Source organism: Actinacidiphila glaucinigra (assembly GCF_900188405.1).
GTDB classification, from domain to species: domain Bacteria; phylum Actinomycetota; class Actinomycetes; order Streptomycetales; family Streptomycetaceae; genus Actinacidiphila; species Actinacidiphila glaucinigra.
Window position 1 is genome coordinate 106,034 of record NZ_FZOF01000012.1, and the last position, 14,535, is coordinate 120,568.

The following is a 14,535-nucleotide window of genomic DNA, read 5'->3' on the forward strand; positions in this document are numbered from 1 at the left end:
CGCGGCCGGACATGACGAAAGGCGCCCTCCCGATGGGAGAGCGCCCAGGTCAACGGCCTTGCCGTGAGTGCGCCGCCAGGGACTCGAACCCCGAACCCGCTGATTAAGAGTCAGCTGCTCTGCCAGTTGAGCTAGCGGCGCTCGCTGACGTCGTAGACATTAGCATCCGCTTGCGGGCGGGTGAAAATCGATAATCAACCGGCCTCCGCGCGGGCCGCGCGGACGCAGGCCCACAGCAGGACGTCGGCCCCGGGGAGCCAGGGGCGGCGTGTGTCGGGGGCCACCAGCCAGCGCGAGCGCCCGTGACCGGTGTCGCTGTACGGCGGGGGCAGCGCCACCGAGTCCCCGGCGCCGTGGCACAGCACCGGCGGCACCGCCGGCCCCCACTCCTCCCAGGTCAGCAGCGAGGGGAGGCGTGCGGCGGTGCCCGGCTCGGCGAGCAGCAGCAGCCGGCCGCGCAGCGTTGCGGCCGGGCCGGAGCCCGGGCCCGCGGACCACAGGTGCTCCAGGACCCGGCGTCCGAACAGGGCCGGCAGGTTCACCGCGTCGAAGGCCGTCCCGCAGGGCAGCACGCTGGGCGCCGTGGGCCGCGCGGACCACAGGGCGCGCACGCTGCGCGGGAAGGCGCTGGAGGAGGCGAGCCAGTCGGCCCCGTCGGGGGTGGGGTACTGCGCGTACGGATATGGGTGGGAGGCGGACTCCGGCACGCCCCCCGGCCATGTGTGCCACTGCCAATCACTCATGACCCATACAACTACCGTGAGTGAACGTTTCGCTACACGACATCGCCCGAAGGCCGGACACGCCCGCCATGTGTCGGGTACCTTGCCCCGACCGCATATGCCAGGTGCGCCGTCAGGACAGCGCCGCGTCGCCGCCCCGCATCAGGCCCTCGCCGAACTCGATCATCCGCTTGGCGTAATCCTCCGACCAGCCCGCCTGCTCACCGATGGCGGCGGGGGTCAGCCGGTCGAAACGCTTGGGGTCGGCGAGCTGCGCGGCGGCTATGGCCTGGAACTCCGTCGCCCGGTCCGCGGCCGCCCGGAAGGCGAGGGTGAGCTCGGACGCGCGGCCCAGGAGCTCACGGGGGTCCTCGATGGACTCCAGGTCGAAGAAGTGCTCCTCGTCCTCGGCCAGGGCGGCGGGCTCGAACAGCAGCTGGGCGGGTTTCAGGCGCGGGGCGGGCTGCTTTCCCGCCGCGCTGTGAGCCGACTGCGGCTCGGACATGAACGTACCTCCAGGATCGTCGGCGCCTTCCATTGTCCCGCCCCGCGCAAGAGTGCCCCGGGCGGACGGCGGGCGCGCTACGGCCGCCAGGTCACACGGTGCTCGGACAGGTGGGCCAGCACGGCGTGGTTGGCCTCCCAGCCGTCCGGGAACTTCACCGTCACGCCCAGCTGCACCGGCTCCGTCGAGGGGTGCTCGTCCAGCAGTTCCGAGACCCCCGCCCGGCACACCACGATGCACGCGTGCCGGTGGCGCGAGGCCAGCACGCACAGGCGTCCGGTCTCCAGATGGAACGCCGTGGCGTCCGGGCGCCCCGACAGCGGGTGCAGCACCACGGTGACGTCGAACTCCCGGCCCTGCAGCCGGTTGGCGGTGTCCACGGTGACCCCGGTCACCCCCAGGTCCGCCAGCGCCGCACGGACCGCGGCTGCCTGGTCGCGGTGGGCCGTGCCCACCGCGATCCGGTCCGGGCCCACCGGGGCGGTGCCCCGTTCGGAGACCGCCACGCCGCCGCGGTCCAGCAGCCGCCGGACGACCAGCGCGATCGCGCGCACCGCCTCGGGGTCGGTCCGCGGGGTGCGCCGTGCGGGCAGCTCCAGCAGTCCCCAGCCCGACGCGGCGGCCTCGTCCACCACCCGGTCCGGGCCCGAGCCGTCGCCGGGCACGCCGAAGGAGAGCCGCCGGTCCCCGTGGCCGGTGCCGCTGCGGAACGGGGTGTAGGGGTAGAAGGCGTCCGAGACCAGCGGCGCGGCGGAGGCCGGCAGCCGCCAGGACACCGGCAACCGGTGCTGCGGCAGCCCCGGGTTGTGGGCCAGCAGGGTGACCACCGCACTGGCCGACGGGTCGTAGCTCAGCCCCGCCCACTGCTCGGCGCCGACCACGCTGAACGGGTCCAGCTGGCCGGGGTCGCCGACGAACAGCGCCCGCTCGAACAACCCGGCCACCTGCAGCAGCGCGTCCGAGCGCATCTGGTACGCCTCGTCGACGATGGCGTGCCGCCAGGGCTCCACGTCCTTGACGAAGGCCCACTTCGCGGCGGTCGCGATCACCACCTTGGCCCCGGCGAGGTCGGCCGCCTTCGCCGACTTCAGCACCGCCTCGTGGCGGTCGAGCACCGGGTCCGGCGGCGAGTCGCTGCCGTGCAGCCGGCCGATCGGCAGCCCGGGGTCGGCGGTCGCCAGCCGGTCCACCAGATCGTCCACCTGCGCGTTGGTCTGGGCGACCACCATCAGGGACTCGCCGGCCGCGACCAGCTCCTGCGCGGCGCGCACCACCAGCGTCGACTTGCCCGCGCCGGGCGGGGAGTCCACGACGACGCCGCGGTGTGTCCCGTGCAGGGTGTCGTGCAGGATCCGCTCGGTCGCGGTGCCGGCCGCCCGGGCGGCGTCGCTCACCGGGCTCACAGATAGTCCTCCGTGGTCGCGAGGTCAGGGCTCTCGGTGACGGCGACGGGCGCCGTGGGCGTGTCCGCGGTCACGGTCGCGGCCGCCGCGCCCGGGGGCCCGCCGTGGGTCCACGGGGTGTCCTCCGGCTCCGGCAGCCCCGCGCCGCCGCGCGGCGCGTGCTCGAACAACGTCCAGCACACCTCGTCCCCTTCCTCCGGCACCGTGCCGGGGTCGGGGACCTTGCCGCGGCCCATGCCGTTCACCACCCGCAGGAGCACCGCGCCGGAGCCGGCCCACTCCACGAACCGGGCCTGCTGCGTACGGCCGTCCGGCAGCGCGCGGTAAAGCTTCGCGTCCTCGTCCAGATGCGGGCGGTCCTGTGTGAGAACCGTCACCAGCGGGCGCGGCTTGGGCACCTTGCCCTCGCTCATCGCCATCTCCACCCGGTCGACCCGGCCCGCGAAGGCCTCCCCGGCCAGCCGCCGCCCGGCCATCACCAGCGGGTCGTCCAGTGCCTCCTGGGCCTCCAGCCGCACCTGCGCGGTCTCCCGGCCGGCGAGCTTCTGCGCCGCCGACACGGCGTCGTCGCGGCGGGGCTGCGGCGGCTCCCCGGCGCGTACCCGGTCCCGGTGGGAGGTGTACGACCAGCGGTCGCGTTTCCAGCGGTCCGCGACGTGGGCGCCCTCGGGCAGCTCTCGCAGCAGGTCCATCGACCGCCACACCGCGTCCCAGGTCGGGCGCATCTGGCCGGCCAGCAGGCGGGCGATCTCCTCCCCGGCCCCGGTGATCCCCGCGTCGTAGCGGGCGGCGGCCGGGGCGAGCACCGTGTTGTCGAAGACGGGGTCGGTCGCGGGGCCGGCCGGCGGGAACACCAGCAGGCCGTCCGGGCCGCGGTGGGACTCCGCCCGGCGGGCCGCCTCGATGCCCGTCATGCCCTCCGGAGGCTCGACCCAGGCCAGCAGGGCGCCCAGGTGCTGGTCCTCGAGGTTGCTCTGGCCCGTCGCCCAGTGCCGGGTGAGCAGTTCGGTCGCGGACAGCAGCAGCGCGGAGCCGGGGGTGCGGGCGCGCTCCCCGTAGTGGGTGAGCCAGCGGCCGAGCAACGGCACCCGGGCCGGCACCGGGTGCGGCTCGTCGGGGTCGTCCTCGGCGGTGCGGCGGAAGCGGGTGGAGCGCCCGAGCAGGCGCACGTACTCCACCGCGGAGGTGTTCGCGACCACGATCTGGGGCGCGTCGGCGCAGACCTCCGACTTTTCCCTGTTGCGGGTCGCCGGCTCGGTCTCCGTGTCGTCCGCGTAGGACTCCAGGTAGGGCAGCACCACCTGCGCCAGCTCGGCCAGGAAGGCGAAGCGCAGATCGCGGTCACGTGGCTGCGGCACCGCAAGCAGCCGGGGCTCGTCCCGGTCCGTGCCGACCAGGGCGCCCAGCGGGGCGCCCACCTCGCCCGCGGTGGTCAGCGGGACGAAGACCAGCGGCCGGTCCGACAGATGGCGGTGGCGCGCCGTCGCCAGCGGGGTCGCCCGGCCGGTCGCCATGGCCTCCGCCCGGGCCAGCACCGAGATCAGCGACATCCCAGGGCCTCCGCCCGCAGGGCGTGCGCGCGCCGCAGCGCGGCGACCGCGGGGTCGTCGGGATCGCCCTCGGTGCCCAGCGCGGCCGCCAGCACCTGCTCCACTTCGGTCAGCGCGCCCAGTTCACCGCGCACACCGCGGCCGAGGACCTCCACCGCGCCGCAGCCCCGGGCCTGTTCGCGGCAGTGGAAGGACAGCTCGCAACTGGCCAGGCACTCGGGCGCGTACGCCGCGGGCAACTGGTCCACCGCGTCGGAGAGCTCCGCGGCGGGGCGGGTCGCCGTCCGTCCGTCGTCGGCGAGCCGCAGGTCGAAGGTCGTGCCCTCGGGCAGGGCGGCGGCGATCTCCTCGATCCGCGTCAGCCGGGTCAGCTGCCGCCGGGTGACCGACAACTGCTTGCGGACGTCGACGAACTCGGCGGCGGGCAGGTTGGAGAAGTCCTTGGGGCAGACCAGCAGCACCCGGTGCTCCGGGGTGCCGAACCCCAGCCGCTCCAGCGCCAGGACGTACACCGCGGCCTGCCGGGCGGCGGCGCCGACCTTCACCGCGTCCGCGGAACCGTCGAGGATCGGGAAGGACTTGACCTCCACCACCGTCCACGAGCCGTCCGGCCGCACCGCGATGGCGTCCGGCTCGAGGTAGACGGGGGAGTCCGCGACCTCGAGCACGAGCAGGGGGTGGTCGAGCAGCGTCCACCGGCCCGCCGCGGTCGCCTCCTTGAGCGCGAGGCGGGTACGGGCCACCCTGCCCTCGGGGCCCGGGGCGGACAGGTCGGGCAGCACGGCCTCCGTGCTCTCGGGCGCGCCCAGCAGGCGCAGCAGTTCGGCGCACCCCTCGGCCTTCACCCGTGCCTCGAAGGCATGTCCGCGTACGAAAGCGAACTGGGACTGCCCGAAGGGCGCGGGGTTGCCCAGCACGCGGGCCACGGCCGCCTTGTCCACCCCCGCGGCGTCCATCAGCGCCCGGCGCCGGCACCCGGGGTTCGCGGCGAGCGCCGCCAGGGCGCGCGCGTCCATCGGGCGCGGCACGGTCGTCGGGCCACGCAGCGCGGCCAGCCGCTCTCGCAGATCGTGCGTAGTGCTCACCCGCGCAAGTCTCGCACCACCCACCGACAACGCGGGCCACAATGCGGACGCCGCCGGTCCGCGGCCCCCGGCCCGGTGTCATCGCCGAGGTTCGACCGCCGGTGCCGGCAGGATCCCCACGTCCGCCGGGGCGACGTCGCGGGAGGTCGCGACGACCGTGGAGGAGGCGGGCCGTGGTGTCGCGAACCGGGTGCGCGCGGCGTCCCGTGTGAGGTCCACCACACGCAGCGCGGGGCGCGCCAGGAGGAGTCCGATGCCCATCACGGCGATGCCGGCCAGGGCGTCCAGCAGGTAGTGGTTCGCGGTGCCCATGACCACCAGGGTCGTGCCGAGGGGGTAGAGGACGCCCAGGGCGCGGACGAAGGAGCTGCGCCCGTGGCGCCAGAGCATGATGCCGCACCACAGGGACCAGCCGACGTGCAGGCTCGGCATGGCGGCGTACTGGTTGGTCATCCCGCCCAGTCCGCGCGGCGCGCTCGCCTCCGCGCCCCACCAGCCGTACGAGCCGTACTGCGCCATGGTGTCGACGAAGCCGTGGCCGGCGGCCAGCAGCCGCGGCGGGGCGGTGGGCATGAGCGTGAAGCCGATCAGCCCGATGAGGGTGGACACCAGCAGCCAGGTGCGGGCGAGGCGGTAGACGGTCGGCCGCCGGCGCCAGAGCCAGACCAGCACCAGCGGGGTGACCAGGTAGTGGAGTGAGGCGTACCAGAAGTCGGCGGGAACGCCGAGCGCCCGGTAGCGGCTGAAGAGGGAGTTGAGCCAGCGCTCCGGATCGATGCTGAGCGCGCTCTCGAGGTGGAGTATGGCGATGCCGTGGTCGACTGCCCGGCCCACGTCGCCGCGTACGAGGAGGCGGCCCGCGGTGTAGAGGCCGTAGACCACCGCGATCAGCGGCAGCTCGGTCCACCAGCGGAGGCCGCCCCGGTAGGCGGACGCCCGCGGGGCGGTCATGCTCATGGTCATCCGGCCGTTCTCCCCCCATCTCTCCCTTTGAGAGTCACATCGGACTACCGTACGACGTACGCTAACCAACCCGGGCACCGGCCCCGCCTATTCCCTTCACCTCCGATTCGTCCTGGATTCAAACGACTGTGCTCGGGAAGACGTGCGAAAAGACGCCCCGCCACCTCCCCGGGTTGCCCCGGAACGCGGGAGAATCAAGGAAACCGCTCAACCTCCCGACCGCTCACCCACGATTCCCCCCGACCGGACACACATCCCTCATGACTGTCACCCCGCCGGCCCGCTCCCCACGGCGCCGCGTCCCCCGTAACACCCTGAACCCGGACCGCATCCTCGACGCCGCCGTCGCGCTCCTCGACCGCCACGGGCCCGAGGCCTTCACCATGCGTGCGCTCGCCCAGGAGCTCGGCGTCGGCACCATGGCCGTCTACTCCCACTTCAAGGGCAAGGACGAGATCATCGACGCGGTCAACGAACGACTGCTCGGCGAGATCGAGCTGCCCTCCGGCACCGGCCCGCCGCGCGGGCAGCTTATTGAACTCTGTGTCGGTGTGTACCGGCTTTTCAGTGAGCATCCCTCCGCGCTCCAGTTGCTCACCAGCCGCCCGCTCCGCGGCGACGAGCCCATCGCCGTCATCGACCGCATGCTCTGCCTGCTGATCACGGCGGGACTGGACCCGTCCGCCGCCGCGCGCGCCCAAGTGGCGCTGATGCAGTACACGGTCGGCGCCGCCCTGTGGGTCGTGCGCCGCAATCGCGCGGAGTGCGAGGAGGCCGAGGCCGGGCTGCGCGAGAAGATCCGCAGCCGGCTCGCCGCCCTGCCGCCGGACAGCTACCCCTCGCTCGTGGGCCTGGCCCCCGAACTCGTCGCGGCCCAGCAGTCGGGCCAGGCGCAGTACGAGGCCGGGCTGTCCGCGCTGCTGGACGGTCTGATCCGCAACTGAGCCCGCGCACACGGGAACGCCCCGGCCGGGGCGGGGGTGCTGAACTGCCGGCCGGGGCGCCCGTGTGGGGGGCGGAAATGGTCGCGTGCGGCCTCAGCCGCCGTAGGCCGTGTAGGCATTGGAGAAGGCGCCCGCCTCCTGGAGGACCGAACCGCAGGTCGGGTCGGCGACGTTCCCGGCGCCCCCGGCGCGCTGCTTGTTCCAGGCGGCGGCGTCCGACAGCCCGAGCACGCCCTTGAGTTGTCCCTTGGCGGCGGTGGTGGCGGTGGCGGTGGCGGCGTCGATTGCGTAGGCGTCCATGTCGCCGCTGAAGCAGGGGCCGTAGTCCATCGCCGTGATGTCGACCGCGAGGGCCCCGGTCGCGTCGACCGCACCCGCGGTCACACCTCCGAGGAGGGCGACCCCGCGGGTGGGACGACGACGATGTGAGTTCCTCATGGGCCGCACGCTAGCGCTGCCGATTCGGACAAATGCCCAGAGCTGTGCGGGCGTTCGACTTCTTATGGCGCGCTTAAGATCGGGCTAAGCGCGTGATCAGGTGGGGCGCGAGTACCGCGGGCGTGAAGCCCGACGGGACGCGCCCCGGCCCCGGCCTGGTCGCGGGCGGCCGTGGTGGGTCAGCTGGCGGTGCCGAGGAATGCCGTCAGGCTGTCCAGGAGCATGGTGGTGCCCTGCTCGGCGAGGTCGCGATCCGCGGCGGTGTCGCAGGTCTGGGCCACCACGATGCGGGTCCGGTGCGCGCCCTGCTCGGTGAGTTCGACCGTCATGAGCACCGGCTCGGCCCTCCCGGGTACGTCCATGCCGATCACCAGACGCCGGTTCTCCTCGACCTCGGAGTACGAGCCGGTCAACGGGAACTGCCCGCCGTCCGGGGTGACCATCGTCGCCTTCCACGTCCCTCCCGGCCGCACGTCCATCTCGACGGATCCGGGGGCGGCGTAGGACCACTGCGCGTACGACTCCGCAGTCGTCCAGGCGTTCCACACCGCCGGCACGGGACTCTCCAACGTCCGCTCCAACGTGTAGGAGAAGCCCGCCGCCGTCGTCTGTTCCGTGGTCATCTCATGCTCCGTGTCTCGCTGTTGTCGGGTCGCCGCACGGTAGACGGGGGCCGGACCCGGAACTCATCGGTCATCGGTGCTTTTCCGAGCAGACGCCGACGGCAGCGCCGGACCGGCCCTCCGCCGAGCGCGGCGCCGGCGCATGTCAAGCCCCGAATTCCCGGGAGGTGACGCGGCGCGGCGGGCCGGGGTCAATGGAGTCATGGGTGCACACGGAACGGATGACCCGGGGGAACCGCCCTGGCCGGACCGTTCGGCCCGTTCCCCTCACCGCAACCTCACACCGAAGGAGACGTCCCATGACTCGCACACCTCGCACACGGCGCCTGCTGGTCCTCGCCGCTTCCGCCGTCCTGGCCGCGGGAGGCGCCCTGATCCCCACCACCGCGTTCGCGGCTCCGGAATCGGCGTCGGCGTCGGCGTCGACTGCGGCTTCGGCACGGGCCGGCGCCGTGAACGGATACGTCACCGACGACTACTGCTACACCGGGGAGGACGCCTACTACGTCTATTACGACTACTGCGACGTCTACTGGGGATGACCCGCCGGTCGCGGGATCCGGCCGGAGCCCCGGCCGGGTCCCGGAGGCAGGGGACCACCGGGGTCCGCCGCGGTTCAGGCCTCCGTGGCCGCGGCGGGCCGCTTCAGCCGCCTGCGGCGTACCACCCGGTGGTTCCGCTTCCCGCCCGCCGCGAGCGGCCGCAGCGCGATCCACACCCGGATCTCCGCGCCGCCCAGCACGGAGGCGCCCAGGCGCACGTCGCCCCCGGTCGATTCCGCGAGGCGCCGTACGATGTCCAGCCCGAGGCCCGTCGAACCGTCCCCGCCCGCGCCCTGGCCGCGCCGCATCGCCGCCGCCGGGTCCGTGATGCCCGGGCCGGCGTCGGAGACCAGCACGATCACCGCCTCCTGGCTGCTGTGCACGTCCACCGCGAAGGCCGTGCCCTCCGGGGTGTGCCGGAAGACGTTGCCGAGCATGGCGTCCAGCGACGCCACCAGGTCGCTCCGCACCACCGGCACCCGTACGGGGCGTTCGACGCCGGCGGTGCGCACCTCGCGTCCCTGGTCCTCGGCGAGCGCCGACCAGAAGGCCATCCGCTCCCGGATCACCTTGGCCGCGTCGCATCCCACGGTGACCGGCTGGCTCTGCGCCTGCTGGGCCCGGGCGGCGCGGATGATCTGGTCCACCTCGCGCTCCAGCTGGGCCACCGCGTGCCGGGTCTGCTCCCCGGCCGGGCCGTCGCCGAGCGAGGCGGCGTTGAGCCGCAGCACCGTCAGCGGGGTGCGCAGCCGGTGCGACAGGTCGGCGGCCAGCTCCCGCTCGTTGGCGAGCAGTTGCACCACCTGGTCCGCCATCGCGTTGAACGCCACGGCGGCCGAGCGCAGTTCGGCCGGGCCGTCCTCCGGGACGCGTACGGTCAGGTCCCCGCGCCCCAGGCCGTGCGCGGCCTCCGCGAGGCGCTTGGCGGGGCGCACCATGCGGGTGCCCAGCCGGTCCGCCACGGCCACCGCACCCACGATCAGGCCCACGCCGACCAGCGCCAGCACCGCCCACGCGGCGGTGACCCCGCGGCTGACCTCGCCGTCCGGCACGAACACCTCGACCACCGCCACCGACCCCGAGCTGACCGCGGTCGGCTGCAGCAGGGCGTAGCCCCCGGCCACCGGGACGGTGGAGGCCCGGCCCAGTTCCGAGGCCCGTTCCAGGTCGGCGTCCGGCGCGTGGGGGTCGCCGATCTGCACCCCGGCCGTGCTCTCGGTCGCCGGCACCCGCACCGCGATCCGTCCGTCGGCGCCCGCCTGTGTGGACGCCACCGCCCGCTCCAGCTGGGTCCGGTCGGTGGTGATCGCCAGCGCCGGGCCGATCGCCGCCGCCTGCCGTTCCGCGTTGCCGATCGCCCGGTCGCGGGCCATCTCCCTGACCGTGAGCGCCAGCGGCACCGCGAAGGCGACGACGACCATGGCCGTCACCGCGACGCAGACCTTGACCAGCGCCCACCTCACCGCGGTGGCTCCAGCTTCACTCCCACCCCGCGCAGTGTGTGCAGGTAGCGCGGCCGGGCCGCCGTCTCGCCCAGCTTGCGGCGCAGCCAGGACAGGTGGACGTCGATGGTCTGGTCGTCGCCGTACGACTGCTGCCACACCTCCGACAGCAGCTCGCGCCGCGCCACCACCACGCCCGGCCGGGCCGCCAGGAAGGACAGCAGGTCGAACTCACGGCGGGTCAGGTCCAGCGCAGCCCCGTCCAGGACGGCCTGGCGGCGCAGGACGTCGATCTGCAGCCCGCCCACCCGCAGCACCCGGTCCGCCTCGTGGGTGCGGGAGCGGCGCAGCACCGCCGCCATGCGGGCCGACAGGTGCTCGACCGAGAACGGCTTGACGAGGTAGTCGTCGGCGCCCGCGTTGAGCAGCCGCACGATCTCCGACTCGTCGTCCCGCGCCGTCGCGATGATGACCGGCACATCCGTGATGCCGCGCAGCATCTTCAGTGCCTCGGCTCCGTCCAGGTCCGGCAGGCCGAGGTCCAGGATCACCACGTCGAAACCGACCTGCGCGACCTCCCGCAGTGCCTCCAGGGCCGTGCCCACGCTCCGTACGGTGTGCGCGGCCTCGGTGAGGTGCCGGATGAGAGCGGAGCGCACGAACTGGTCGTCCTCGACGACGAGCACACTTGCCATGGCCCGCAACCTAGCCCATCAGGGGGATGCCGGGTGGGCGCGAGCACGTCAGAACGGGAAGCGCAACCCCCGGCTCTTTTTCGGGGGTGCGTCCGGCACTATGGGCGGATGCGAAGAGGACTGGCGCACGCCGGAGCGTGGACGCTCGCCACGAGCGCCGCCGTCGCGCTGTCGTGGTTCGGCGTCCACCACGTCCTGGCGGGCACGGCCTACGACCCGCCCCGGGCCCTGCCGATCTCCGAGCCGGTCGCCGACAAGGTCCCCGCCCCCACGCGGTCACCGGACGGCGGCGCCACGCACCGCGCCGCCGGACCCGAGGCCACGGGCGGCCCGGGCCGGTCCGCAAGGGCCACGCCCCGTACCAGCCCCTCCAACGCCCCTGCCCGCCCGCGCGGTTCGGCCACCCCCGCCAGGACCTCCTCCGCCGACACCGGCAACGTGCACGGCTACACGGTCGAGGGCGGACGGGTCGTGCTCGACCTCGGCGAGGCCTCCGCGACCCTGGTCTCGGCGACGCCCGACTCCGGCTGGGAGATGAAGGTCTGGAAGCAACCGGAGTGGATCCGGGTCGACTTCGTCTCGGCCACCACGACCTCTTCGCTCTTCTGCACCTGGAACGGGCACCCGCCCACGGTCGACACCTACAAGGCGCAGAACACCGGGGGTTAGGGCAGACCGGGATACGCCCCCGTTCCGGCCGCGCTCCCCGTCCCGGCCTAGCGGAACACCGACTCCGGGGGAACGGGGGAGGCCGCCGCCGTGGCGTCCGTGACCGCCGCCGCGCCGCCCGCGAAGGACTCCAGCTCCCTGCCGTGCTCCACCCGTCCCGGATGCGGGTCCGAGGCCACGCGCCGGGTGAACTCCGCCACGGGCAGCTCGCCGTCCGCGGCCACCAGGATCACGTTGCCGAAGCGCCGCCCCCGCAGCACGGCGGGATCCGCCGCCAGGCACACGTGCGGGAAGCACGCCCGCACCGTCGCGATCTGCGCCCGCAGGAACTCCAGCCGTCCGCCGTCCGCCACATTGGCGGCGTAGAGCCCGCCGGGCGCCAGCGCGTGCCGCACCTGCGCGAGGAACTCGGTGCTCGTCAGGTGCGCGGGGGTGCGGGCTCCGCCGAAGACGTCCGTGATCACCAGGTCCGCCCAGGCCTCCGGGACCTTGGCCAGGCCCTCGCGGGCGTCGCCGCCGCGCACCTTGATGCGCCAGGTGCGGTCCCAGGGCAGCTCCCGCCGCACCAGCTCGACCAGCGCGGTGTCCAGCTCCACCACCTGCTGCGTCGAGCGCGGCCGGGTCGCCGCGGTGTAGCGGGCCAGGGTCAGCGCGCCGCCGCCGAGGTGCAGCACGCGCAGCGGGCGGCCGGGCGGGGCGGCGAGGTCGATGACGTGGCCGAGCCTGCGCTGGTAGGAGAAGTCCAGGTGCTCCGGGTCGTCGAGGTCGACGTGCGACTGCGGCGCCCCGTCGATCAGCAGCGACCAGCCCCGCGGCCGGTCCCGGTCCGGCACGAGCTCGGCGAGACCCCCGCCGACCCGCTCGCGTATGCCTTCGGGTGCCTTAGTCGTCCTCGTCCTGCGCGGTGCCATGCCACCCAGTATGGGCGGCGGCCGGAGGGCGGACTCAGAGCCGGTCGGCCAGCTCGATCATCCGGGCCGCCTCGCCGAGTGCGTCGCGCAGCACTGCCGGGTCCGTCACGGCGGTGTCGTTGCGCGGCGGCACCAGCCAGCCGGTACCCGCCCCCGGCGGCTCCCAGAGCTCGCCGGGGACGGTGAAGCCGCCGCCCGCGGTCTGCGTGCAGGCGCTGCCCGGCAGGTCCCAGCCGTCGGCCGTGCCCGGCGGCACCAGGAAGCCGAGGCTGTCACCCGAGCTGTCGTGCAGCACGGGTCCGAGGCCGGTCCGCATGCGCAGGATGTCCACGGCCTCCAGCCCCTGCCGGGAGGGGACGGTGACCAGGTCCCATGGCTCGTCCAACAAGGCGAATCCTCCTTGGGGTCGGACGGTGGGTTGCACGGTGGATTGCACCGTGTCCAACGCGCGCGGGCGTCAACAGCTACGCCTCCTTGACGCCGTCAGGGGTGGCGTTTCATGGCGAATGGAGGGTGAGATATCCCTTTTGTAGCCAAACCCCCGGTACTCGGACCCTCACAGCGAGTACGGTCGTCGCGCCGCCACCCGGCACCGCACCGACCGTCCAACGGGAGCCCGGCGATGCACTCGTCACCTTCCACCCCCAACACAGCCTTCCGGCGCCTGCGCGGAGACCGGTCCCCCGGTGAGTTCGCCGCCGCCGTACGCCGCGCGGGGCGGGACATCGGTGAGCAGGTCAGCTGCGACGCGCGCTACATCGGCCGCGTGGAGTCGGGCGAGATCCGCTGCCCCAACTACGCCTACGAACGGGTCTTCCGGCACATGTTCCCCGGCCGCGACCTCGCCGACATGGGCTTCGAACCGCGTGAACTGGTCCGCGGCCGGCGCGTTCCGGCCGCGGCGGCGCCCCGGCCGGTGCCCCGGCCGGCCCCGCGGCCGAGCCCGTACGAGACCGAACCCGACGAGGAGAGCGACGTGCTGCGTCGCGCGTTCATGACCGGCGGTCCGGCCGCCATCGCCACCACCCTGATGCTGGGGCCCGCCGCCGCGGCGGAGACGGTGCACAAGGTCGGCAGACCCCAGGCCCGGGCCGTCCGCGCGGCCGTCCGCGAGATCCGCCTGCACGACGACCGGCACGGCGCCGGCGCGCTCTACCGCCAGGCCGGCCACTCCCTCGGCGCCGCGTACCGCCTCCTCGACGAGGGCAGCTACAGCCAGGCCGTCGCCGAGGACCTGATGGGCGGCGCCGGTGAACTCGCCATCTCCGTCGGCTGGCTGGCCCACGACTCCGGGCGCCTCGCCGACGCCCGCTCCTTCTACGGCGAGGCCCTCGCCACCGCCCGCATGGCCGGCGACCGCGCCCTGGAGTCGCACGCCTTCTGCAACGCCTCCTTCCTCGCCCGCGACGCCGGCCGCTCCCGCGAGGCCGTCCGCGCCGCCCAGGCCGCCCAGCAGGCCGCCCGCCACCTCGGCTCGCCGCGCCTGCTCTCGCTGCTCGCCCTCCGCGAGGCGGGCGGCTGGGCCGGACTCGGCGACCGGACCGGCTGCGAGCGCGCCCTCGCCCGCGCCCACACCCTGTTCGGCCGCGGCCCCTGCGCCGCGGACCCGGAGTGGATGACCTTCTACGGCGAGGCCGAACTCTCCGGCCTGGAGGCCCAGTCCTGGTCCGCCCTCGGCGACCACCACCGTGCCGCCGAGCACGCGCGGCGCGCGGTCGGCCTGCAGGCCCCGCACTTCACGCGCAACGCCGCGCTGTACACCGCGGAACTCGCCAACAACCTCGCCTCCGCCCGCCGGGTCGACGAGGCCACCGACGCGGGCATCCGCGTCCTCGACCTCCTGGGCGGCGTCCAGTCCCCGCGCGTGCGGGGCATGCTCTCCTCTGCCGCGCAGACCCTCCAGCCGTACTCCCGGCGCCCGGACGTCGCCGAATTCCTGCGTCGCCAGGCGGAGTCGCGGCCGGCGTGAACCGGCGCGCTCCGCGGTGCCGGTGGCCGCGTCAGAGGCAGAAGTCCTCCCGGACATCGCGCCCCGCGTACCAG

Annotated in this window: 15 protein-coding genes, 1 tRNA gene and 1 pseudogene; 4 read left to right on the forward strand and 13 right to left on the reverse strand. The window is 74.2% G+C overall.

Going from position 1 to position 14,535, the window contains the following annotated elements:
- Window positions 1–68 precede the first annotated feature (68 nt).
- From CHF15_RS23665 to CHF15_RS23695, 7 genes and pseudogenes are all read right to left on the reverse strand, one after another.
- Window positions 69–141: transfer RNA gene (locus CHF15_RS23665), tRNA-Lys, on the reverse strand.
- Between the two features lie 56 nt (window positions 142–197).
- Window positions 198–743 (reverse strand): annotated as a pseudogene (locus tag CHF15_RS23670) (bifunctional DNA primase/polymerase); the annotation flags it as partial.
- 112 nt (window positions 744–855) lie between these two features.
- Window positions 856–1,227: a hypothetical protein gene (locus tag CHF15_RS23675; RefSeq protein WP_089225874.1), complete on the reverse strand. Its 372-nt coding sequence runs from the start codon at window positions 1,225–1,227 to the stop codon at window positions 856–858.
- Window positions 1,228–1,304: 77 nt separating this feature from the next.
- Window positions 1,305–2,630 (reverse strand): AAA domain-containing protein, encoded by a 1,326-nt coding sequence (locus CHF15_RS23680; RefSeq protein WP_089225875.1) that lies wholly within the window; start codon window positions 2,628–2,630, stop codon window positions 1,305–1,307.
- The gene (locus tag CHF15_RS23685; RefSeq protein ID WP_089225876.1) at window positions 2,627–4,180 is read right to left on the reverse strand and encodes a hypothetical protein; all 1,554 of its coding nucleotides are present in this window, start codon (window positions 4,178–4,180) and stop codon (window positions 2,627–2,629) included. The genes CHF15_RS23680 and CHF15_RS23685 overlap by 4 nt, the downstream gene beginning before the upstream one ends.
- On the reverse strand, window positions 4,171–5,196 hold the full coding sequence (locus CHF15_RS23690) for a hypothetical protein (protein ID WP_089225877.1): 1,026 nt from the start codon (window positions 5,194–5,196) through the stop codon (window positions 4,171–4,173). Before CHF15_RS23690 ends, CHF15_RS23685 begins: the two co-directional genes overlap by 10 nt.
- A gap of 147 nt (window positions 5,197–5,343) precedes the next feature.
- Complete coding sequence (locus CHF15_RS23695; RefSeq protein ID WP_089225878.1) at window positions 5,344–6,228, reverse strand: phosphatase PAP2 family protein; 885 nt, start codon at window positions 6,226–6,228, stop codon at window positions 5,344–5,346.
- A 260-nt stretch (window positions 6,229–6,488) separates the two neighbouring features.
- Between CHF15_RS23695 and CHF15_RS23700 the strand changes: the two genes are divergently transcribed.
- On the forward strand, window positions 6,489–7,172 hold the full coding sequence (locus CHF15_RS23700) for a TetR/AcrR family transcriptional regulator (RefSeq protein ID WP_089225879.1): 684 nt from the start codon (window positions 6,489–6,491) through the stop codon (window positions 7,170–7,172).
- Between the two features lie 93 nt (window positions 7,173–7,265).
- Here the strand turns inward: CHF15_RS23700 and CHF15_RS23705 are convergent, their stop codons facing one another.
- Window positions 7,266–7,610: a glycoside hydrolase family 18 protein gene (locus CHF15_RS23705; protein ID WP_143681626.1), complete on the reverse strand. Its 345-nt coding sequence runs from the start codon at window positions 7,608–7,610 to the stop codon at window positions 7,266–7,268.
- Window positions 7,611–7,789: 179 nt separating this feature from the next.
- Window positions 7,790–8,233: an SRPBCC family protein gene (locus CHF15_RS23710; protein WP_089225881.1), complete on the reverse strand. Its 444-nt coding sequence runs from the start codon at window positions 8,231–8,233 to the stop codon at window positions 7,790–7,792.
- 299 nt (window positions 8,234–8,532) lie between these two features.
- On the opposite strand from CHF15_RS23710, the gene CHF15_RS23715 reads away from it, so the two are divergent.
- Entirely contained in the window at window positions 8,533–8,775 is a 243-nt protein-coding gene (locus tag CHF15_RS23715; protein WP_089225882.1) for a hypothetical protein, read from the forward strand.
- Window positions 8,776–8,849: 74 nt separating this feature from the next.
- On the opposite strand, the gene CHF15_RS23720 is transcribed toward CHF15_RS23715, so the two are convergent.
- A complete protein-coding gene (locus CHF15_RS23720; RefSeq protein WP_089225883.1) occupies window positions 8,850–10,238 on the reverse strand; it encodes a sensor histidine kinase in 1,389 nt (462 codons plus the stop codon).
- Window positions 10,235–10,912: a response regulator transcription factor gene (locus CHF15_RS23725; RefSeq protein WP_089225884.1), complete on the reverse strand. Its 678-nt coding sequence runs from the start codon at window positions 10,910–10,912 to the stop codon at window positions 10,235–10,237. The genes CHF15_RS23720 and CHF15_RS23725 overlap by 4 nt, the downstream gene beginning before the upstream one ends.
- Window positions 10,913–11,020: 108 nt before the next feature.
- Here CHF15_RS23725 and CHF15_RS23730 point away from each other — a divergent pair, with 108 nt between their 5' ends.
- Window positions 11,021–11,581 carry a hypothetical protein gene (locus CHF15_RS23730; protein WP_089225885.1) on the forward strand — a complete coding sequence of 187 codons (561 nt, stop codon included), beginning with the start codon at window positions 11,021–11,023 and terminating at the stop codon, window positions 11,579–11,581.
- Between the two features lie 47 nt (window positions 11,582–11,628).
- Here the strand turns inward: CHF15_RS23730 and CHF15_RS23735 are convergent, their stop codons facing one another.
- Both CHF15_RS23735 and CHF15_RS23740 read right to left on the reverse strand, forming a co-directional pair.
- Window positions 11,629–12,492 (reverse strand): spermidine synthase, encoded by an 864-nt coding sequence (locus tag CHF15_RS23735; protein WP_089225886.1) that lies wholly within the window; start codon window positions 12,490–12,492, stop codon window positions 11,629–11,631.
- A gap of 34 nt (window positions 12,493–12,526) precedes the next feature.
- The gene (locus CHF15_RS23740) at window positions 12,527–12,916 is read right to left on the reverse strand and encodes a hypothetical protein (RefSeq protein ID WP_245939001.1); all 390 of its coding nucleotides are present in this window, start codon (window positions 12,914–12,916) and stop codon (window positions 12,527–12,529) included.
- A 198-nt stretch (window positions 12,917–13,114) separates the two neighbouring features.
- On the opposite strand from CHF15_RS23740, the gene CHF15_RS23745 reads away from it, so the two are divergent.
- Window positions 13,115–14,461 carry a transcriptional regulator gene (locus CHF15_RS23745; protein ID WP_089225888.1) on the forward strand — a complete coding sequence of 449 codons (1,347 nt, stop codon included), beginning with the start codon at window positions 13,115–13,117 and terminating at the stop codon, window positions 14,459–14,461.
- Window positions 14,462–14,535 lie beyond the last annotated feature (74 nt).